This window comes from Thiomonas sp. FB-6, assembly GCF_000377645.1.
In the GTDB taxonomy this organism is placed as follows: Bacteria; Pseudomonadota; Gammaproteobacteria; order Burkholderiales; family Burkholderiaceae_C; genus Thiomonas_A.
Map to the genome: position 1 here is coordinate 617,345 of NZ_KB898471.1, position 20,893 is coordinate 638,237.

At 69.9% G+C, this 20,893-nt stretch carries 19 protein-coding genes; 7 read left to right on the forward strand and 12 right to left on the reverse strand.

Annotated features, from left to right (window positions below):
- Both earP and efp read left to right on the forward strand, forming a co-directional pair.
- Complete coding sequence (gene earP, locus D466_RS0102935) at positions 1–1,185, forward strand: elongation factor P maturation arginine rhamnosyltransferase EarP (protein ID WP_018912204.1); 1,185 nt, start codon at positions 1–3, stop codon at positions 1,183–1,185.
- A gap of 101 nt (positions 1,186–1,286) precedes the next feature.
- Entirely contained in the window at positions 1,287–1,841 is a 555-nt protein-coding gene (gene efp / locus D466_RS0102940; protein ID WP_026284824.1) for an elongation factor P, read from the forward strand.
- 36 nt (positions 1,842–1,877) lie between these two features.
- On the opposite strand, the gene D466_RS0102945 is transcribed toward efp, so the two are convergent.
- Entirely contained in the window at positions 1,878–2,423 is a 546-nt protein-coding gene (locus tag D466_RS0102945) for a MarR family winged helix-turn-helix transcriptional regulator (RefSeq protein WP_018912206.1), read from the reverse strand.
- Between the two features lie 215 nt (positions 2,424–2,638).
- Here D466_RS0102945 and D466_RS20350 point away from each other — a divergent pair, with 215 nt between their 5' ends.
- The 5 genes from D466_RS20350 (at position 2,639) to hppD (ending at position 8,056) form a co-directional block, all read left to right on the forward strand.
- Complete coding sequence (locus D466_RS20350; RefSeq protein ID WP_018912207.1) at positions 2,639–3,469, forward strand: ABC transporter substrate-binding protein; 831 nt, start codon at positions 2,639–2,641, stop codon at positions 3,467–3,469.
- 49 nt (positions 3,470–3,518) lie between these two features.
- Positions 3,519–4,346 carry an amino acid ABC transporter permease gene (locus D466_RS20355; RefSeq protein WP_018912208.1) on the forward strand — a complete coding sequence of 276 codons (828 nt, stop codon included), beginning with the start codon at positions 3,519–3,521 and terminating at the stop codon, positions 4,344–4,346.
- Complete coding sequence (locus tag D466_RS20360) at positions 4,333–5,151, forward strand: amino acid ABC transporter ATP-binding protein (RefSeq protein ID WP_051083656.1); 819 nt, start codon at positions 4,333–4,335, stop codon at positions 5,149–5,151. Before D466_RS20355 ends, D466_RS20360 begins: the two co-directional genes overlap by 14 nt.
- 57 nt (positions 5,152–5,208) lie before the next feature.
- Complete coding sequence (locus D466_RS0102965) at positions 5,209–6,774, forward strand: sulfatase-like hydrolase/transferase (RefSeq protein ID WP_018912210.1); 1,566 nt, start codon at positions 5,209–5,211, stop codon at positions 6,772–6,774.
- Positions 6,775–6,973: 199 nt separating this feature from the next.
- Entirely contained in the window at positions 6,974–8,056 is a 1,083-nt protein-coding gene (gene hppD, locus D466_RS0102970; protein WP_018912211.1) for a 4-hydroxyphenylpyruvate dioxygenase, read from the forward strand.
- A gap of 33 nt (positions 8,057–8,089) precedes the next feature.
- On the opposite strand, the gene D466_RS0102975 is transcribed toward hppD, so the two are convergent.
- The 11 genes from D466_RS0102975 to D466_RS0103025 all read right to left on the reverse strand — a co-directional run bounded on the left by D466_RS0102975 (position 8,090) and on the right by D466_RS0103025 (position 20,891).
- Positions 8,090–8,404 (reverse strand): DUF2007 domain-containing protein, encoded by a 315-nt coding sequence (locus tag D466_RS0102975; protein WP_018912212.1) that lies wholly within the window; start codon positions 8,402–8,404, stop codon positions 8,090–8,092.
- Positions 8,405–8,477: 73 nt separating this feature from the next.
- Entirely contained in the window at positions 8,478–9,884 is a 1,407-nt protein-coding gene (locus D466_RS0102980) for an amino acid permease (RefSeq protein WP_018912213.1), read from the reverse strand.
- Positions 9,885–10,053: 169 nt separating this feature from the next.
- The gene (locus D466_RS0102985) at positions 10,054–10,695 is read right to left on the reverse strand and encodes a MarC family protein (protein ID WP_018912214.1); all 642 of its coding nucleotides are present in this window, start codon (positions 10,693–10,695) and stop codon (positions 10,054–10,056) included.
- Positions 10,696–10,785: 90 nt separating this feature from the next.
- On the reverse strand, positions 10,786–11,223 hold the full coding sequence (locus D466_RS0102990) for a DUF2214 family protein (RefSeq protein ID WP_018912215.1): 438 nt from the start codon (positions 11,221–11,223) through the stop codon (positions 10,786–10,788).
- A 58-nt stretch (positions 11,224–11,281) separates the two neighbouring features.
- Complete coding sequence (locus D466_RS0102995; protein ID WP_018912216.1) at positions 11,282–11,953, reverse strand: peptidylprolyl isomerase; 672 nt, start codon at positions 11,951–11,953, stop codon at positions 11,282–11,284.
- 17 nt (positions 11,954–11,970) lie between these two features.
- Entirely contained in the window at positions 11,971–12,651 is a 681-nt protein-coding gene (gene narI, locus D466_RS0103000) for a respiratory nitrate reductase subunit gamma (RefSeq protein WP_018912217.1), read from the reverse strand.
- Between the two features lie 4 nt (positions 12,652–12,655).
- A complete protein-coding gene (gene narJ, locus D466_RS0103005) occupies positions 12,656–13,426 on the reverse strand; it encodes a nitrate reductase molybdenum cofactor assembly chaperone (protein WP_018912218.1) in 771 nt (256 codons plus the stop codon).
- A complete protein-coding gene (gene narH / locus D466_RS0103010) occupies positions 13,426–14,949 on the reverse strand; it encodes a nitrate reductase subunit beta (RefSeq protein WP_018912219.1) in 1,524 nt (507 codons plus the stop codon). The genes narJ and narH overlap by 1 nt, the downstream gene beginning before the upstream one ends.
- Positions 14,949–18,752 carry a nitrate reductase subunit alpha gene (locus D466_RS0103015; RefSeq protein ID WP_018912220.1) on the reverse strand — a complete coding sequence of 1,268 codons (3,804 nt, stop codon included), beginning with the start codon at positions 18,750–18,752 and terminating at the stop codon, positions 14,949–14,951. Before D466_RS0103015 ends, narH begins: the two co-directional genes overlap by 1 nt.
- 31 nt (positions 18,753–18,783) lie before the next feature.
- Positions 18,784–20,118 (reverse strand): nitrate/nitrite transporter, encoded by a 1,335-nt coding sequence (locus D466_RS0103020; protein WP_018912221.1) that lies wholly within the window; start codon positions 20,116–20,118, stop codon positions 18,784–18,786.
- 110 nt (positions 20,119–20,228) lie between these two features.
- Positions 20,229–20,891 (reverse strand): response regulator, encoded by a 663-nt coding sequence (locus D466_RS0103025; RefSeq protein ID WP_018912222.1) that lies wholly within the window; start codon positions 20,889–20,891, stop codon positions 20,229–20,231.
- Between the last annotated feature and the right edge of the window lie 2 nt (positions 20,892–20,893).

A 20,893-nucleotide genomic window follows, 5' to 3' on the forward strand; every position in this document is an offset into this window, starting at 1 on the left:
ATGAACCATCCCCTGAACTGCGATCTGTTTTGCCATGTCGTGGACAATTTCGGCGACATCGGCGTGGCCTGGCGCCTGGCGAGGCAGCTGGCGCACGAGCACGGCTGTGTCGTCCGGTTGTTCGTCGACGATTTGAACACTTTCGCGGCCATCTGCCCGCAGATCCAGCCGCGCATGGGCCAGCAGACCATCGACTCGGTGAGCATTCTGCCGTGGTCACGCCAGCAGCAGCTCGACCCCGCGGACGTGGTGGTCGAATTGTTCGGCTGCCACCTGCTGCCGGGCTTCGTCGAACGCATCCAGCGCCTGGGCTCGCGCCGGGTGCGCTGGGTGAACCTGGAACACCTCAGCGCCGAGGCCTGGGTGGAGGGCGCGCACCTGCGCCCCTCGCCGCAGCCCGGGGGCATCGACAAGCTGTTTTTCTTCCCCGGATTCGGCGCCGGCACCGGCGGACTGTTGCGCGAGCGCGACTTGCTGGCGCGCCGTGCCTCCTGGGAACGCCTGCCCAGCGCGCGGCGCATCGCGCTGCGCTCGCTGGGCCTGCCGCCGCCGCCGGAACACGCACTGACCGTGCTGCTGTTCAGCTACGCGCGCGCCGGCGTGGCGGGCTGGCTGCAGGCCATGGCCTCGGCCAGCCGGCCCACCACCCTGTGGATCTGCCCCGGCCCCATGCGCGCCGAGGTGGACGCCTGGCTGCATATGCAGCTGGGCACGGGCCAGAGCACCGTGCGCGGCAGCCTCACGCTATGCGCCCTGCCCTTCGTCGCGCAGGAGCGCTTCGACGAGCTGCTGTGGTCGGCCGACGTGTGCATCGTGCGCGGCGAGGATTCCTTCGTGCGCGCCCAGTGGGCGGCGCGCCCCATGGTCTGGCACGCCTATCCGCAGCAGGACCAGGCGCACCTGGAGAAGATCGACGCCTTCCTGCGCCGCTACCTGCGCGACGCGGATCCGCGGGTGCGCGACGCGGTCACCGCGATGTCCGAGGCCTGGAACGACGGCGGGGAACTGGTGCCGTCCTGGCAGGCCTTCTGCGCGGCGCTGCCGGACATCCGCGCCCATGCACGTTCCTGGTGCGAAGGCCTGGCCGCGCAGCCCGACCTGGCGCGCCAACTGCTGCAGGCGCTGGGCGTGGCGGTGGCGCAGGACGCGCCGGCCGGATCCGACCCTCGGGCGCAGCCGGTCTGAGCCGGCGCCGCGCACGGGGCGACCCGGGGCCGTGCGCGATGCGAAGCCCGGCGGCCTGTTAAAATCAGCGATTGACTTTTCCCGGAACTTATTCAAAGTCTATGAAACTCGCTCAAGAAATCCGTGCCGGCAATGTGATCATGGTCGGCAAGGATCCCATGGTCGTGCAGAAGACCGAGTACAGCCGCGGCGGGCGCAATGCCGCCACGGTCAAGATGAAGCTCAAGAACCTGCTGACCAGCGGGGGCACCGAGCTCGTGTACAAGGCCGACGACAAGCTCGATCCGATCGTGCTCGAGCGCAAGGAGTGCACCTACTCCTACTTCGCCGACCCCATGTACGTGTTCATGGACACCGAGTACAACCAGTACGAGGTCGAGAAGGACAACCTGGGCGACGCGCTGCTGTACCTCGAGGACGGCATGCCGGTGGAAGTCGTGTTCTACGACGGCAAGGCGATTTCCCTGGAAATGCCCACCACCGTGGTGCGCGAAGTCATCTACACCGAGCCCGCCGTGAAGGGCGATACCTCCGGCAAGGTGCTCAAGCCTGCCAAGATCTCCACCGGCGCGGAAATCCCCGTGCCCATCTTCGTGGCCATCGGCGACAAGATCGAGATCGACACCCGCACCGGCGAGTACAAGGGCCGCGTGTAAGGCTTGACGGTCCCGGCGCCGCCGGGGCCCCAGGGTTCAGTAGGGATCGCCGGGAATCGGGCGCACGCGGCGCGAGCCGCCGGCGCGCCGGTTCGCGCGCACTTCCGGCTCGGTGCTGATGCCCAGTTCGTCGGCGCGCACGGTGAGTGCGCGCAAGGCGCGGTCCAGCGCCAGCACGAGCTCGTCGTCGATCGCCTCCAGCAGCCGCGCGTTGAGCCGGGCGATCTGCGGAAACACTTCCTCGAACAAGGCCCGCCCGCTCGGAGTCAGCGACACCGTGGCGCGCCGCGCGTCGTCGGCGGTCACCGCGCGCTGCGCGAGTCCCTTGGCCACCAGGCTGGAGATCGCGCGCGAGGTGCGCGGGCGATCCAGGTGCGAGCGCTCGGCCAGTTCCGAGGGCGATGAGCGGCCGACCGCCGCCAGCACGGCGAGCAGGCGCCATTCCCGGCGCGAAATGCCCCATTTGCCCTCCATCAGGCGGGTGACCGGGGACGTCGCCGATGCATACAGCCGGAACAGGCGGTAGTTCAGCAGATCATCCAGGTTCTCGGGATTTCGCAGTCGGCGGATCTCGGGGGACATGGCGTGCACGGGTACTGGCCCCCGCGGCGGCGGCGGCTACGGCCCTATTTCATCACGACTGCACACCACCGTGGTACCCACCCGGTCTCGTTTCGGGCAGACCCTGATGCATTTCCGGGATTGATTCGAACAACGCATGGGTCCTCCCTAGAATCGTCCGACAGGAGCCGGCGCGCGACGCGGCACGGCTCCACACCAGAACCCAGGAGGAGACCATGAACAACCCCGGAACACTTCGCGCCGCGCTGGCGGCCTCGCTGCTGGCGCTGGGCGCCTGGCATGCGGGCAACGCCGCCGCCGCCCGGCCGATCATCGCCGGCACCCTGACCAACGGGCCGCCGATGGTCGCCTACGCCGACGACGGCAAGACCCTGCAGGGGGTCATCGTCGATCTGGCCGCCGCGATGAGCAAGCACCTGCCGGCGCCCATCGAGTTCAAGCCCGAGGCCTTCCCGAACCTGTTTCCGGCGATGAAGTCGCACCAGATCGACGTGGCCTTCACCATCATGAACGACACCGCGCAGCGCGAGAAGCTGGTGGATTTCGTCGACTTCTTCAACCTCGGCACCAAGCTGCTGGTGCGCAAGGGCAACCCCGACAAGGTGTCCGACCTGCACAGCCTGTGCGGCAAGGCGGTGTCGACCGTGCAGGGTTCGACCCAGATCCAGCTGGCCCAGCAGGCCGACGCCTGGTGCGTCGCCCACGGCAAACCGGCGGTGACCAACATGCAGTACGCGCAACCGTCCGACGCGCGCATGCAGGTGCAGATCGGCCGCGTGGCCGCCTTCCTGGGCAACTCCCCGGTCATGGTCTACCTGGCCAAGACCGCCGATGGCGGCAAGCTGTTCGACGTGGCCGGCCCCGAATACCAGCCGGTTCCGCTGGGCATCGCGGTGCCCAAGGACCAGCCCCAGCTGCGTGACGCGCTGCAAAAGGCGCTGCAGGCGACCATCGACGACGGCAGCTACCTGAAGGTGCTGAGCAAGTACGGCGTGCAGGGGGGCGCGGTGAAATCGGCCACGGTCAACGCCGGCGCGAAGATCTGAGCCCGATGATCCCCGGAGGCCACGGCGCGCCCGCGCGCCGCGCAAACTGATGGAAACCGTCGATCTCGCCCGCATGCGGGTGGTGCCCCTGCGCCGCCCCGGCCTTTGGACCGCCAGCACCGTCGCCGCCGTGGCCTTCGTGCTGCTGGCGGTGTCGGTCTGGCGCAACCCCAACATCGACCACGCCGCGATCGCGCAGTACCAGTTCGCACCGGCCATCCTGGCCGGGTTGCGCACGACGCTGCTGATCGCGCTGGCCTCCGAGCTGGTCGGGCTGGTGCTCGGCACCCTGCTGGCGGTGGGGCTGCTGTCGGACAGCTGGGTGCTGCGCATGGGCAGCCGGCTGTACGTGTGGCTGCTGCGCGGCACCCCGCTGCTGGTGCAGATCATCGTCTGGGGCAACCTGGCGCTGCTGTTCCCGCATCTGGGGCCTTTTTCCACCAATGCGGTGCTCACGCCCCTGGTCGCCTCCATCGTCGCGCTGGGCCTGAACGAAGGCGCCTACATGGCCGAGGCGGTGCGCGCCGGGCTGCTGTCGGTGGACCGTGGGCAGTACGAAGCCTCGACCGCGCTGGGCATGGGCCGCGGCCTGGCGCTGCGGCGCATCATCCTGCCGCAGGCGCTGCGGGTCATCGTGCCGCCGGCGGGCAACCAGTTCATCTCCCTGCTCAAGGCCACCTCGCTGGTGTCGGTGATTGCCGGCGGTGACCTGCTGACCGCGGCGGAGAACATCTCCTCGGCCAACCTGCACACCCTCGAACTGATGCTGGTGGCCACCTTCTGGTACCTGCTGGTCACCACCGTGGCCAGCGCGGGCCAGCACCTGCTGGAGCGCCGGCTCGGCCGCGCCCACCGGAGCCTGCATGAAGCCGCATGAGTCCGCCGCGTCGCGCCCGATGGTGCAGGCGCAGGGAGTCCACAAGCGCTACGGGCATCTGGAAGTGCTCAAGGGCATCGACCTCGAGGTGGCCGCCGGCGAGGTGGTGTGCCTGATCGGACCCTCGGGCTCGGGCAAGAGCACCTTCCTGCGCTGCATCAACCACCTGGAAACCATCCAGGCCGGCGCCATCCGCGTGGACGGGGCGCTGATCGGCTGCCGCGCGCACAACGGGCGCCTGTACGAGCTGCCCGAAAGCGAGGTCTGCCGCCAGCGAGCCGACATCGGCATGGTGTTCCAGCGCTTCAACCTGTTCCCGCACATGACGGCGCTGCAGAACATCGTCGAGGCGCCGATGCGCGTGCGCGGGCAGACGGCCGCGCAGGCACGCGCGCGCGCGCTGGAACTGCTGGAGCGCGTGGGGCTGTCGGCCAAGGCGCATGCCTATCCGGGCCAGCTCTCGGGCGGGCAGCAGCAGCGCATCGCCATCGCGCGCGCGCTGGCCATGCAGCCCAAGCTGATGCTGTTCGACGAGCCTACCTCGGCACTGGACCCGGAACTGGTCGACGAAGTGCTGGCCGTGATGCGCCAGCTGGCCGGCGAAGGCATGACCATGATCGTGGTCACGCACGAGATCGGCTTCGCGCGCGACGTCGGCCACCGCGTGGCCTTCATGGACGGCGGCGTGATCGTCGAGCAGGGCCCGCCGCAGGACATCCTGGTGCAGCCGCGGCACGAGCGCACCCGTACTTTCCTGGCGCGGGTCATCGGGGCGCGCCAGGAGCAGGAATCCGGCGGAGCCTAGCCCGATCGCGCCGAGGCGCGACGCGCGCATCCCCAGAACCCCAAACGGAGCCCGATCGTGGTCCGCAACGTACTGTTCATCATGGCCGACCAGCTGCGCCGGGACCACCTGGCCTGCTACGGACACCCCTACATCCGCACCCCGAACATCGATGCGCTGGCACGCCGCGGCGTGCGCTTCGACCAGGCCTACGTCAACTCCGGCGTCTGCGGGCCCTCTCGCATGAGCTACTACACGGGGCGCTACGCCGCCAGCCACGGCGCCACGTGGAACCGCGTGCCCTTGTCGGTGGGCGAGCTCACGCTGGGCGAATACCTGCGCGACGCCGGCATGGAGCTGGCGCTGGCCGGCAAGACCCACGTGATGCCCGACCACGACGGCCTGCGGCGCCTGCACCTGGACGGGCAGAGCGAACTCGGCCACCTGCTCGAGCGCGGCGGCTTCAGCGAACTCGACCGCTACGACGGGCACCACACCCCCGGCGACGAGTCGGGCTACCCCGCCTTCCTTCGCGCGCACGGCTACGACAGCGCCGACCCGTGGACCGACTTCGTCATCTCCGGACTCGACGCGCAGGGGCGGGTGTGCTCGGGCTGGCACATGCGCAACGTGCACCTGCCGGCGCGGGTGCGCGAGGAGCATTCCGAGACCGCGTACATGACCGACCAGGCCATGCGCTTCATCGGGGACATGGCCGAGCGCCCCTGGGTGCTGCACCTGAGCTACGTCAAGCCGCACTGGCCCTACATGGCGCCGGCGCCCTACCACGCCGCATACACGGCCGACCAGTGCCTGCCGGTGCTGCGCACGCAGCAGGAACTGCGCGGCGCCCACCCGGTCGTCGAGGCCTACCGCGCCAGCGAGGAAAGCCGCAGCTTCTCGCTGGACGAATGCGTGCGCGTGGTGCGCCCGGCCTACCAGGGCCTGATCGAGCAGCTGGACACCCACCTGGGGCGCCTGTTCGAACACATGGACCGCCTGGGCGTGCTGCGCGACACGCTGGTGATCCTGTGTTCCGACCACGGCGACTTCCTCGGCGACCACTGGCTGGGCGAGAAGGAACTGTTCTACGACATGATCCAGCGCGTGCCGCTGATCGTGGTCGACCCCTCGGCCGAGGCCGACGTCAGCCGCGGGCGCGTGGAACAGCGCATGGTGGAGAGCGTGGACGTGGTGCCCACCATCCTGCGCGCGCTGGGCCTGGCCGTTCCCCAGCATCGCATCGAGGGCCGCTGCCTGCAGGATCTGCTGTTCGACGCGGGCGGGCAGGCGCCGGCGTGGCGCGACGCGGTGTTCTCCGAGCTCGACTACAGTTTCAAGGACGCTCGACGCCTGCTGGGCAAGAACCCGCAAAACGCCAAGGGTTTCTCCTGCCGGAACGGGCGCTGGCGCTACGTGTACTGGCTCGACGAGCCGGAACAGCTGTACGACCTGCAGGAAGACCCGCAGGAAATGTTCGACCTGGGGCGCGACGCCTCGACCGCGGCGGTGCGCGAAGCCATGCGCAGCCGCCTGCTCGACTGGCTGGCGCGGCGCAAGCGGCGCACCACCATCAGCGACGACATGGTCGAGCGCGGCACGGCGGCGCACAAGCGGGCGGGAGTGTTTTTCGGACAGTGGTAATCTCGCCTCTGGACGTATCACACATTCATGAGCATTCAGGCCTTGATCGTCGGAATCCACCTGGCGCGCAGCGTGCGCGGCAGGCCGGGCGCGCCCCCTCGGGCCGCGCGCTGATTCCCCGCGGCGCGCGGTCGCGCGCCGGGGTAGCACGCCGCGCGTGCGCGTGCATGATCTTCTTGAGCTTTCGCAGGAGCCTGCAATGCCTGACCTGTTCGACAATCCCATGGGATTGTGCGGATTCGAGTTCGTCGAATTCGCCTCCCCCACCCCCGGCGTCCTCGAGCCCCTGTTCCAGAACATGGGTTTCTCACGCGTGGCCCGCCACCGCAGCAAGGACGTGGAGCTGTGGCGCCAGGGCGACATCAACTTCATCATCAACCGCGAGCCGCGCAGCCAGGCGGCCTATTTCGCCGCCGAGCACGGCCCCAGCGCCTGCGGCCTGGCTTTTCGCGTGCGCGACGCGCACAAGGCCTACGCGCGCGCGCTGGACCTCGGCGCGCAGCCCATGGAGATCCCCACGGGCCCGATGGAACTGCGCCTGCCGGCGATCAAGGGCATCGGCGGCGCGCCGCTGTACCTGATCGACCGCTTCGAGGACGGCAAGAGCATCTACGACATCGACTTCGAATGGGTCGACGGCTGCGAGCGCCACCCGCGCGGCGTCGGGCTGAAGTTCATCGACCACCTCACCCACAACGTCTACCGCGGTCGCATGGCCTTCTGGGCCGGTTTCTACGAGAAGATCTTCAATTTCCGCGAAATCCGCTATTTCGACATCAAGGGCGAATACACCGGGCTGACCAGCCGCGCCATGTCGGCTCCGGACGGGCGCATCCGCATTCCCCTGAACGAGGAAGCGGGGGGCAACGGGCAGATCGAGGAATTCCTCATGCAGTTCAACGGCGAGGGCATCCAGCACGTGGCGCTGCTCACCGACGACCTGATGGCCACCGTCGACGCGCTGCGCGCCGGCGGCGTGCCGCTGATGACCGCGCCCAACGAGGTGTACTACGAGATGCTGGAGGAGCGCCTGCCCGGGCACGGCGAGCCGGTGGGCGAGCTGCGCGCACGCGGCATCCTGCTCGACGGCTCCACCGCCGGCGGGGACAAGCGCCTGCTGCTGCAGATCTTCTCGCAGACCCTGCTCGGCCCGGTGTTCTTCGAGTTCATCCAGCGCAAGGCCGACGAGGGTTTCGGCGAAGGCAACTTCAAGGCCTTGTTCGAGTCCATCGAACGCGACCAGGTCCGCCGCGGCGTGCTGGGCGCAGCCAAGGCCGGCTGAGGCCGGCGCCCCGCCGTCGCCGGGCCCCGCCGTTCAGCGGGGTTCGGCGCGGGCGGCGCCGCAGTTCCAGCATTGGGCGAACTGCGGGCCATGGCGCTCGCCGCAGGATTCGCAGCGCCACCACGCCCCCCGCACGGGGCGCTGCAACTCGGCCAGCAACTGGCGGGCGCGCTCCAGGTCGCTGTCGTCGAGCACCCAGACCGTAGGTTCGGCCTCGCTGGGCGGAATCTCGCCGGCGATGCTGGACAGGTAGCGCGAGAACACCCGGGCCTCGATGCCCGCGGCGCTCAGCGCATCCGCCCACAGGGTGGCGATCACCAGGTTCGGGGCGGATTCGACGCGGCGCATGCAGCGAGCATAGCTCCACGCCGTGCCCGGCCCGCGCGCGGCCGCCTGATGCCCGCGCACGGCTGCCCTTGCCTCATGTGCCGCCACCCGCCACCGGCGGCGCCCGGCGCAGGCGCTCGCGCAGCAGGTAGGCCAGCCACAGCACCAGCAGCCACACCGGAATGGCCCACACCGATGCGCGCGTGGTTTCGGACGCGAACAGCACCCCCGCCACGAGCACGATGAAGCCCAGGCAGGCGTAGTTGCTCCAGGGGCTGAACAGGGCCGGAAAGCCGGTGCGCACGCGCTGCTCGCGCATGGCGCGGCGGAAGTACAGATGGGTGAGCACGATCACCGCCCACAGCAACAGCAGCGCCGCGGTCACCAGGGACATCAGCACCTCGATCACGCGCTGGGGAATCAGGTAGTTCATCAGCACGCAGCCCGCGGTGGCGAGGGTCATGATGCCCAGCGCGCGCACCGGCACGCCGCGGCGGTCGGCCACGCCCAGCCAGCCGGGGGCATGGCCCTGGCGGGCCATGCCGTAGAGCAGCCGGCTGGTCGAATAGACGATGCCGTTGTACACCGACAGCGCGGCACTGAGGATCACCAGGTTCAGCAGGTTGGCGGCGAGCCGGTCGCCGAGCACCGAGAAGATCAGCGCGAAGGGGCTGCTGCTGTACGTTCCGCCGCCTTCCTGGAGGTGGCGCAGCAGGCCCTGCCAGGGGTACAGCGACAGCAGCACCACGCTGGAGGCGACGTAGAACAGCAGCACGCGATAGACGATCTGGTTGATGGCCTTGGGAATCACCCTGGAGGGGTCGTGGGTCTCGGCCGCGGCGAAGCCGATGATCTCGATGCCCCCGAAGGCGAAGGCGACCAGGCCCAGGGACATGAGCAGGCCCGACCAGCCGTGCGGCAGGAAGCCGCCCTGCGACCAGAGGTTGGACAGGCCCACGCCCGGGCTTTCGCGGTGCGCCAGCAGCAGCCAGGCGCCGAAGCCGATCATGGCCAGCACCGCGAGCACCTTGAACAGGGCGAACCAGAACTCCGACTCGCCGTAGGCGCGCACGCTCGTCAGGTTCAGCGCGGTGATCGCCAGCAGGCCCAGCGCCGCGGTGAGCCAGCCGGGAACCCAGGGCCACCAGAACTGCACGAACTTGCCGGCGGCGCTGAGCTCGACCATGGCCACCAGCACGTACAGCACCACGGTGTTCCAGCCGGAGAAATAGCCGGCGAAACGCCCCCAGTAGCGGTCGGCGAAATAGCTGAAGGAACTGGAAACCGGGGTCTCGACCAGCATTTCCCCGAGGAATCGCATGATCAGGAACACCATGGCCCCGGCCAGGGCGTAGGCCAGCAGCATCGAGGGACCGGCGCGTTCGAGCACCCCCGCGGAGCCGAGGAACAGGCCGGTGCCGATGGAGCCGCCCAGTGCGATGAGCTGGATGTGGCGGTTGCGCAGTCGCTGCTGCAGGCCGTGGATTCCGGTGGGGTCCATGAGGGAGCCTCGCGGCCGGGCCATCCCGGCACTGGCGGACGATTATGGGTGGGCCGCTGCCTTTTCGCGGGCGCCGGCGCGGATTCCCGGAATAACCTGAATAGCCCCCTGCGCAGTGTGGGCGAGTGGCTCCCGCCGTGCACCGCTCGGGCCGGCGCCACCCACGGCCCTACGAGCCGATCACGCCCTTGAGGAACACCTGCAGGCTGGCCAGCATCATCTCCACGGCGATGGCGGCCAGGATCATGCCCATCAGGCGCTTGGTGATCGCGATGGCCCTGGGCGAAAGCCGGTGGCCGATGGCGGGCGCCGCGAACATGCTGGCGCCCAGCAGCAGCAGGAACAGCACCAGGCCGGCGACGAGGCTGGCGATGCGCTGCTGCGCCACCGCCGTCTGGCCGAACACGATCAGCGTGGCGATGGTGCCGGGCCCCACCAGCAGCGGCACGGTCAGCGGGTACACCGCGACGTCCTGCTCCGCCGCCGCGTCCCCCAGCTCGTGCTCACCGGGCTGATGCTGCGCGCTGGCCGAGCCGTGCAGCATGTCCAGCGCGATCAGCAGCACCAGCAGGCCGCCGGCGAGCCGGAAGTCGTTGATGGTGATGCCGAACAGGTGCAGGATCGCCGCGCCCGCCACCAGCGAGACCACGCAGCCGATGGTCACGCCGATCATCGCCACGCCGGCGATGCGCCGCTTCGCGGCATCGCTGCTGCCGGCGGTGAGGGACAGGAACACGGGGACGTTGGCGATCGGGTTCATGATCGCGAACATCGCGGCGAACACCTTCAGCGCGAATGCAAGGTCCAGCATCTCGATCCTCCCACGGCTTGCGCACGGGGCCCGCGCCCCTGGGCATCCCATGGTACGCAGCATGCGGCGCCGGGCCGGCAGCCTGGAGGATCAGTAGCCGTAGGCCATCAAGGCGCCGAACAGCGGCAGCAGCACCATCACGTGGGCCTGCCACATCAGCCACTTCCGCTGCACGGCGATCTCGGGCTCGGGCGCCTGGCCCAGCTCCACCCAGCGCCTGCAGGCGCGGCTCGAGGGCAGCCCCATCAGCACCATGGCCGCGAACAGCACGAGCTTGGTCCACAGCAGCGGGTTGTGCAGGTACCAGCCCGCGCCCTTGACGCCCAGCAGCACGCGCGCCGCTCCGCTCATCGCCACCGCGGCGAAGGCGCCCCAGCACCACAGGTCCAGGCGCAGCAGGCGCCGCAGCAGCGCGGGACGCTGCTCCAGCACTTCCGGGCGCAGCAGCGCCACGCGCGCGGTCAGGAACACGGCCAGGCCGAGGATGGCGGAGATGTGCAGGTAGGCGAGCAGGCTTTCCAGGATCATGGCGCGGGGGCAGGTGCTGGCGGGCGGGTGCTGGCGGGCAGTCGGTCGCCGGCGCGGGTCAGGCCGCGGCGGGCTCGGCATCGAGCTGGCGCCGCAGGTCCTCAGCGTACAACGCCAGCGCGCGCACCAGGGATTGCCGGCGCAGACGCCCGGCCAGCGCCTCGTGCAGGTCCTCGAAGGGCGGCAGGCGCCCGGGATCGAAGCGGTGCACGCGCACCACGTGCAGGCCGAAGCGCGTGGTCACCAGGCGCGGCAGCAGCCCGGGTTGCCCGTGCTGCGCCAGCGCGGCCCAGAACTCGGGAACGCACTGTTCGCGCGAGAGCTGGCCCAGGTTTCCGCCGACCTGCGCCGACGGGCAGTTGGACTCGGCCCGCGCCAGTTGCTCGAAGTCCGCCTGGCCGGCGAGCAGCGCGTTGAGCACCCCCTCCGCATGGCGGCGCAGCGCCTCGATGGGCGTGGTGTCGGTGACGGCGAACAGGATGTGGTCCGCCTTGGCCAGCGCGCCCTGGCGCAGCTCGTCGGCGTGGGCCTCGTGGTAGCGGCGGCACTCCTCCTCGGAAGGTTCCGGCACACGCAGATCGTGCTCGAGCAGGGCTTCGAGCAGTTGCTCTTCGCCCGCGGGCTCGCCGCCGGCGTCCGCCTCGCACAGGCCGAGGGAGCGCGCGCGTTCGCGCAGGTGGCGCAGCAGGCGCTGCTGCATCACGGCATGGGGGTCCTGGGAAGCATCCATGGTCTTTTCTCCTCGATTCAGCGCCGCGTGCGCACCAGTTGCCAGGGGCGTGCCAGGTAGGCCACCGAGGCGATGCCGCTCCAGATGTGCACCAGGCGGGTGAAGGGAAACAGCAGGAACAGCGTCAGGCCGAACACGATGTGCACCTTGAACACCGGCGAGGCGCCGGCGATGAAGGCGGCGGCCGAGGCGCCCTGGAAGGTCACCACACCCTTGGCCCAGGACATGAGCAGCAGCATCTCGGCGCCGTCCAGGTGGTGCGCCGAGACGGCAATCGTGCTCAGGCCCAGCAGCAGCGTGGCCAGCAGCCACAGCAGCGTGACCCAGTCCATCGGGCGCGTGGTGGCCTTCAGGCGCGGCTCGCCCAGGCGCCGCGCGATCAGCAGCAGCAGCCCGACGAGGATCAGGATCCCCAGCGTTCCGCCGGTGCCCATGGCCATGAGCTGCTTGTCCTGCGGCGTCAGGCCCAGTGCCTCGAACACCGCCAGCGGGGTCAGCAGGCCCACCAGATGGCCGAAGAACAGGCCGATGATGCCGACGTGGAACAGGTTGGAGCCCCAGCGCAGGGTGCCGGTGCGCAGCATCTGGCTGGATTCGCTGCGCCACAGGTATTGCTCGCGGTCGAAGCGCACCAGGCTGCCGAGCAGGAACACCGTGCCGGCGATGTACGGGTAGATGCCGAAGAAGAACAGGTTCATGGCCTCAAGCTCCGGATGCGCGCGCCTGGGCGGCGCGCGGATGGAATTGCACCGCCTGCACCGCGCCCGCCGTGCCCTGCGGGCTGCAGGCGCCGAGGAAACTCACCGGCTCCTCGGCCCAGGCGGCATCCAGCGCCGCCGCGCTCCAGTCGGCGCCCTGCCCTTCGCCCGCCGCGTCGCGCGGGCCCGGCGTGGGCGAGCGCGCCTGGGCCGCGCGCGCCGCCTCGGCGGCGCGGCGCGCGCTGGCGCGCCAGTCGCGCTCGCCGGCCAGCGCGCACAGCGCGGCCGCCGCGGCCAGCCAGGGCGATTCACGGCGCTCCAGCGCCGCGGCCAGGTTGACCAGCAGCGGCGCGATCTCGCCCAGTGCGTCCAGGCTCGCCTGCGGCTCGAGCAGGGAACAGTATTCGAGGTAGACGGGAAGGTAGTCCGGCAGCTCGCGGCTGTGGAGTTCCAGCCCGGCCTCGCGGTATTGCCCGAGCAGGTCCACCATCGCCTGTCCGCGCTCGCGCGCGTCGCCGTGCACATGCTCGAACAGGTTCAGCGAGGTGCTGCGGCCGCGGTCGAACACGTCGACGTATTCGGCCTGCAGCTCCAGCAGATCGGCGTCGCACAGGTGCCGCAGCAGGTCCCCCATGCCGGAGGGGGCGGCCCGCGCGGCGCCGAGGCCCTCCAGTTCGGCCGCGATCTCGCCGGCATGGCGCTGCAGGGCCTCGCCGGGGTAGTCGAACAGCAGCGCGAAGGCGCGCAGCCGGCGTTGCAAGGTGGTGGCGTCCATCAGCGTTGCTCCTGGATGGAAATGGTGCGCCGCTTGCGGGCGCTGAACAGCGAAGGCGCGCTCTCGCCGTCGGAACAGCCGTTGCCGAAGCTGAAGCCGCAGGAGCCCTTGAGGTCGTAAGCGTTCTCGGCGTATTCGCGGTGGCTGGTGGGAATGACGAAGCGGTCCTCGTAGTTGGCGATGGCCAGGATGCGGTACATGTCCTCCACCACGTCCGGGGACATGTCCACCTGGGCCACCGCCGCCAGGTCGGGCCGGCCGTCGAGCTGCTTGCCGCGCATGTACGAGCGCATGGCGAGCATGCGCTCGAGCGCGCGGCGCACCGGCTCGATGTCGCCGGCCGTCAGCAGGTTGGCCAGGTACTGCAGCGGAATGCGCAGTTGGGACACGTCGGGCAGCGCCCCGTGGGTGTCCATCATGCCGGACTGCACCGCGCTCTGGATCGGGGACAGCGGGGGCACGTACCAGACCATCGGCAGGGTGCGGTACTCGGGGTGCAGGGGCAGCGCGATCTTCCACTTCATGGCCATCTTGTACACCGGCGAGCGGCGCGCGGCCTCCAGCCAGGCCTCGGGCACGCCGTCGCGCCGCGCCTGCTCGATCACGGCCGGATCATGCGGGTCGAGGAACACGCCGAGCTGGGCCTCGTACAGATCCTGCTCGCGCGGCGTGGCCGCCGCCTCCTCGATGCGGTCGGCGTCGTACAGCAGCACGCCGAGGTAGCGGATGCGCCCGACGCAGGTCTCCGAGCACACGGTGGGCTGCCCGGCCTCGATGCGCGGGTAGCAGAAGATGCACTTCTCGGACTTGCCGCTTTCCCAGTTGTAGTAGATCTTCTTGTACGGGCAGCCCGACACGCACATGCGCCAGCCGCGGCACTTGTCCTGGTCGATGAGCACGATGCCGTCCTCCTCGCGCTTGTAGATCGCGCCCGAGGGGCAGGAGGCGACGCAGGCCGGGTTCAGGCAGTGCTCGCACAGCCTGGGCAGGTACATCATGAAGGTCTTCTCGAACTCGCCGTAGATCTCCTTTTGCATGCCCTCGAAATTGGCGTCGCGGCTGCGCTTGGAGAACTCGCCCCCCAGGATCTCCTCCCAGTTCGGGCCCCACTCGATCTTTTCCATGCGCTGGCCGCTGACCAGGCTGCGCGGGCGGGCGGTGGGCGCGGCGGCCATCTCGGGCGCCTTGTGCAGGTGCTCGTAGTCGAAGGTGAAGGGCTCGTAGTAGTCGTCGATCTGCGGCAGGTTGGGGTTGGCGAAGATCTTCAGCAGGATGGACAGGCGTGAACCCTGGCGGGGCTGCAGCGAGCCCTGCGGGGTGCGCACCCAGCCGCCCTTCCACTTGCGCTGGTTCTCCCATTCCACCGGGTAGCCCACGCCGGGCTTGCTCTCGACATTGTTGAACCAGGCGTATTCCACACCGGGGCGGGAAGTCCACACCTGCTTGCAGGTGACCGAGCAGGTATGGCAGCCGATGCACTTGTCCAGGTTCAGCACCATGCCGATCTGCGCGCGTATCTTCATCATCGATCTCCTTGGGCGGGCGCTTCGTGGCTGTAGGCGGGGCCGGCGGGCTCGTCCATCCAGTCGACGCGGTTCATCTTGCGCACGATGCAGAACTCGTCCCGGTTGGCGCCGACGGTGCCGTAGTAATTGAAGCCGTAGGCCAGGTGCGCGTAGCCGCCGATCATGTGGGTAGGCTTGACGACGATGCGAGTGACCGCGTTGTGGATGCCTCCGCGGGCGTGGGTGATCTCGGAGGCGGGCGTGTTCACCAGCCGGTCCTGCGCGTGGTACATCATGGCCATGCCCACGCGCACCCGCTGGCTCACCACGGCGCGCGCGGCGATCGCTCCGTTGGCGTTGTAGACCTCGATCCAGTCGTTGTCGACGATGCCGGCGCTGCGCGCGTCGTCCTCGGAGATCCACACGCAGGGACCTCCGCGGCTGAGGGTGAGCAGGATCAGGTTGTCGGTGAAGGTGCTGTGGATGCCCCACTTCTGGTGCGGGGTGATCCAGTTCAGCACCACTTCGGGGTTGCCGTTGCCGTACTTGCCCCGCACCGGATGCACGGCCTTGAGGTTGACCGGCGGGCGGTAGCTGGCGAAGCCCTCGCCGAAGGCCTGCATCCAGGCGTGATCCTGGTAGAACTGCTGGCGCCCGCTGAGCGTGCGCCAGGGGATCAGCTCGTGCACGTTGGTGTAGCCGGCGTTGTAGCAGACCTTCTCGTCCTCGATACCCGACCAGGTGGGCGAGGTGATGATCTTGCGCGGCTGGGCCTGGATGTCGCGGAAGCGGATCTTCTCGTGCTCCTTGGGCAGCGCCAGGTGGGCGTGCTCGCGCCCGGTGATCTCGGACAGCGCGCGCCAGGCCTTCACCGCCACGTGCCCGTTGGTCTCGGGCGCCAGCATCAGGATGGTCTCGGCCGCGTCGATGTCGCTCTGGATGCGTGGGCGGCCCTGCGCGGCGCCCGCCTCGCGCACCACACCGTTGAGCTCGGCCAGCGCCCGCACCTCGTCCTCGGTGTTCCAGGCGATGCCCTTGCCGCCATTGCCCTGGCTTTCCATCAGCGGGCCCAGCGCGGTGAAGCGGGCGTAGGTGTTCGGGTAGTCGCGTTCGACCACGGCGATGGCCGGCGCGGTCTTTCCCGGGCGCAGCTCGCATTCGCCGTGCTTCCAGTCGCGCACGTCCAGCGCCTGCCCGAGTTCGCCGGCGGTGTCGTGCATCAGCGGGGTGAGCACGACGTCGCGCTCCACGCCGAGGTGGCCCACGCAGACCTCGGAGAAGCTGCGCGCCAGGCCCTTGAAGATGTCCCAGTCGGCGCGCGCCTCCCACACCGGATCCACCGCGGCGGACAGCGGATGGATGAAGGGGTGCATGTCGGTGGTGTTGAGGTCGTTCTTCTCGTACCAGGTGGCCGCCGGCAGCACCACGTCGGAGAACAGGCAGGTGGTGCTCATGCGGAAGTCCAGCGTGACCAGCAGGTCCAGCTTGCCCTCCGGCGCCTGCTCGTGCCAGCGCACCTCGCGGGGGCGTTGCGCGGGGTCGGCGATCTCGGTGTCGAGCACGCCGTTATTGGCGCCCAGCAGGTGCTTGAGGAAATACTCCGAGCCCTTGCCCGAGGAGCCCAGCAGGTTGGAGCGCCAGACGATGAGGTTGCGCGGCCAGTTGTCCGGATGGTCGGGGTCCTCGCAGCTCATGCGCAGGCTGCCGTCGGCCAGGCCGCGCTCGACGTAGGCGCGCGGGTCCAGCCCGGCCTGCGCGGCCTGCTCGGCCAGGCGGATGGGGTTGGCCTGCAGCTGCGGCGCCGAGGGCAGCCAGCCCATGCGTTCGGCGCGCACGTTGTAGTCGATCATGCTGCCGCCGAAACGCGAGGCGTCGGCCAGCGGCGAGAGGATCTCGTCCACCCCCAGCTTCTCGTAGCGCCACTGGTCGGTGTGGGCATAGAAGAAACTGGTGGAGTTCATCTGGCGCGGCGGGCGGGTCCAGTCCAGCGCGAAGGCCAGCGCGGTCCAGCCGGTCTGCGGACGCAGCTTCTCCTGGCCCACGTAATGGGCCCAGCCGCCTCCGGGCACGCCGACGCAGCCGCACAGCATCAGCATGTTGATGATCGCGCGGTAATGCATGTCCATGTGGTACCAGTGGTTCAACCCGGCTCCCAGGATGACCATGGACTTGCCCTGCGTGCGGTGCGCGTTGTCGGCGAACTCGCGCGCGATGCGGATGACCACCTCGGCGCTCACCCCGGTGATCGGCTCCTGCCACGCCGGGGTGTAGGGCAGGTTGTCGGCGTAGCTGGTGGCGCAGGGGTTGCGCTCCTCGCCGAAGCCGCGCTCGATGCCGTAGTGGGCGGCGAGCAGGTCGTACACCGTGGCCACCTTCACGTCGCGGCTGCTGCCGTCGGCCTCCACCAGGCGCAGCACGCGGTAGGGCACCTTGCGCACCAGCACGCTGTCCTGCACGTTGCCGGGGTGGTGCTCGGCGGGCACGCCCCCGAAGTACGGGAAGCCCACGTCGGCCACGCCGTCGCGCATGGCTGCCAGCGACAGCGCGAGCACGCGTTCGGCGCCGTCGCGCGCGTCGCGCGGCTCCAGGTTCCACTTGCCGGCGCCCTCGCCCTTGGCGGCCCAGCGAAAGCCCACCGAACCATGGGGAAGCGCCACTTCGCCTTCGGCATCCAGCGCCACCGTCTTCCACTGCGCGTGCTCGGCCTGGCCGAGGCCGTCGGCGAAATCGCTGGCCCGCAGGTAGCGTCCGCTGGCCAGCACGCGCAGCCCGCCGTCGAGCTCGCGCTCGTCCAGGCGTACCAGCAGCGGCAGGTCGGTGTAGCGTCGGCAGTACTCCTCGAAATACGCCGACTTGCGCTCGCCGAAATGGAATTCGCGCAGGATCACGTGGCCCAGCGCCATGGCCAGGGCCGAGTCGGTCCCCTGCTTGGGGTGCAGCCATTCGTCGCTGAGCTTGGCGACCTCGGAGTAGTCCGGGGTGACGGCCACCGTCTTCGCGCCGCGGTAGCGCGCCTCGGTGTAGAAGTGAGCGTCGGGGGTGCGGGTCTGGGGCACGTTGGAGCCCCAGGCCATCAGGTAGGTGGAGTTGAACCACTCGGCCGATTCGGCCACGTCGGTCTGCTCGCCCCAGACCTGCGGCGACGACGGGGGCAGATCGCAGTACCAGTCGTAGAAGCTGCCCGGCACGGCGCCGATGAGCTCCAGGTAGCGCGAGCCGCCGGCGTAGGAGACCATGGACATGGCCGGGATGGGCGAGAAGCCGTAGATGCGGTCCGGGCCCCAGGTCTTGATGGTGTGGACGTTGGCGGCGGCGACCAGCTCGTTGACCTCCTCCCAGCTGGCGCGCACGAAGCCGCCCATGCCGCGCAGGCGGTGGTACTCGCGCCGCTTGGCCGGGTCCTGCACGATGCTGGCCCAGGCCTCGACCGGGCCGAGGCTGCTGCGCGCCTCGCGCCACATTTTCATCAGGCGCCCGCGCACCATCGGGTATTTCACGCGGTTGGCCGAGTACAGGTACCAGCTTGCCGAGGCGCCGCGCGGGCAGCCGCGCGGCTCGTGGTTGGGCATGTCCGCGCGGGTGCGCGGGTAGTCGGTCTGCTGGGTCTCCCAGGTGACGATGCCGCCCTTGACGTAGATCTTCCAGGAGCACGATCCGGTGCAGTTGACGCCGTGGGTGGAGCGCACGATCTTGTCGTGCTGCCAGCGCCCGCGGTAGGCGTCCTCCCAGCTGCGGTCCTCGGTGCTCAACTCGCCGTGGCCGTCGGCGAAGGGCTCGCGCCGGCGCGCGAAGTGGGTCAGGCGGTCCAGGAAATGGCTCATCGTGATTCCTCGGGTTCGTGCGCGCGGCCGCTCAACGCGCCGTGCCGGTGATGGCGGGAGCGGCGTGGCGCACGCCGTGGCGCGTCGCGTACAGCAGCCCGGTGAACAACAGGCTGGCCAGCGCCAGCCCCACGTAGACGACGTAGCCGCGTGCGTAGCCCACGCTGCCCATTTCCTGGGCGATGCGCCCGAGCATGGGCGGCACGACGAAGCCGCCCAGCGCGCCCAGGCCGCCGACCCAGCCGGCGGTGCCGCCGACCGCGTCGGGTACGTACTGCGGCACCAGCTTGAACACCGCCGCGTTGGCCACGCCCATACCCAGCGCCACCAGCAGTTCGCCGGCCACCGACACCCCGAAATTGCCCGACAGGCTCATGGTCACGGCGCCGGCCAGCAGCACGCAGAAGGCCGCGAAGGCGACCTTCTCGCCCCCCAGGCGGTCGGACCAGCTGCCGCCCGGCACGCGGATCAGCGAGGACACCAGCGAGAAGCCGGCGGTCAGCCCGAGGGCCACCCAGTGCGGCGCGCCGAAGTAGCTGCCCCAGAAGGTGGGCAGCCAGGCCGTCAGCGCGAGGAATCCGCCGAAGGAGGTGAAGTACAGCGCCACCAGCGGCCAGGTCCTCCAGCTCGCGGCCGAATCCATCAGCGTGCGCGCGATGCTGGGCGCCGGGTACAGCTCCTGGCCCTGTTCGCGCGCCTGCGCCTGCGCCCGCGGCGCCGGGCTGCCGCGGCGGCGCAGCTGGAAGTAGGGAGCGTCGTAGCCCAGCGCGATGTACAGCCCGATGCCGGCGACGACGATGACCAGGGACACGAAGTAGCCGACCCACAGGCCCCCGGCGGCGATGATCAGCGGCAGGATGATGGCCACCAGCCCCGGCGAGGTGTTGCCGAAGCCGGCGTAGAAGGCCAGGGCCTTGCCCTGCTGGGCGCGCGGGAACCAGTAGGAGACCTGCCCGATGCCCACCGAGAAGGTGGCGATGCCGCAGCCTCCGAGCGCGCCGAACAGCAGCAGCCAGGGATAGTGGGCCTGGGTCAGGTGGGCCGGGTACAGGCTGAGCAGCATCCAGTACAGCCCGGCGATCCCGACCACCGAGGCCAGCAGCAGGATCAGGAAGGGGCGCTTGCCGCCGTTGAGATCGACCCAGGCGCCGAAGGGGATGCGCAGCAGCGAGCCCGTGAGCATGGGCACGGCCACCAGCAGCCCCACCTGTTGGGGGCTCAGGCGCATGACCTCGATGAAACTCTGGGCGGTCGGCCCGAACAGCGAGACCGCGCCGAAGCCGATGAAAAATCCGATGGTGGCGCCGATCAGCGAGCGTTGCGCGCTGCCGCGCACGCCCGAGGCGCCCTGGTTGCCCGCTTGCATTGCCCTTCTCCACGCGATGTTGGCATGGAGCGAACCTTAGGCGCGGCCGGCGGCGGCGGGTATCGCCCGGAAGTACGGGCGGCGCCTACGCCGGGCCTAGTTCCAAAGGACTACTTCGTCAGGACATCGAGCTTGTGGCGCAACGCCCAGCCGGCGACCTGCACGCGCGAGGCGAGCTCGAGCTTGCGCAGGATGCTCTGCACGTGCACCTTCACCGTGGTCTCGGCGATGCCCAGCTCGCGCCCGATCAGCTTGTTGCTGGCGCCGCGCGCGATGGCCGCGGCGATCTCGCGCTCGCGCGGGGTCAGGTGGGCCAGTTCGCTGTCGCTGGGAGGGGGTGCCGGCGGCTCGGAGATGGCCCGCGCCAGCATCGCACCCATCTGGGAGCCGATGATCACCCGGCCCTGGCGCGCGCGGCGGATCGCGGCGATCAGCTCGTCCGTGTCGCAGGTCTTGAGCAGGTAGCCGCCGGCGCCACAGCGCAGCGCGGCGGCAAGGTCGGCCGAATCGTCGCTGACCGTGAGCATCAGCACCTGCGCGCCGGGGGCGGCCTCGCGCAAGCCCACGATGGCGTCCACGCCGCGCACGCCCGGCAGGTGGTTGTCCAGCAACACCACGTCGGGCTGGGTGCGCGTGGCCAGGCGCAGCGCCTCCCCCGCGTCCGCCGCCTCGCCCACCACCTCGATGCCCGGCTCCAGGCCCAGCAGCGCGATGAGGCCGCGCCGGAACAGCGCGTGGTCGTCCACCAGCATCACGCGAATCGTCGCATCCATGG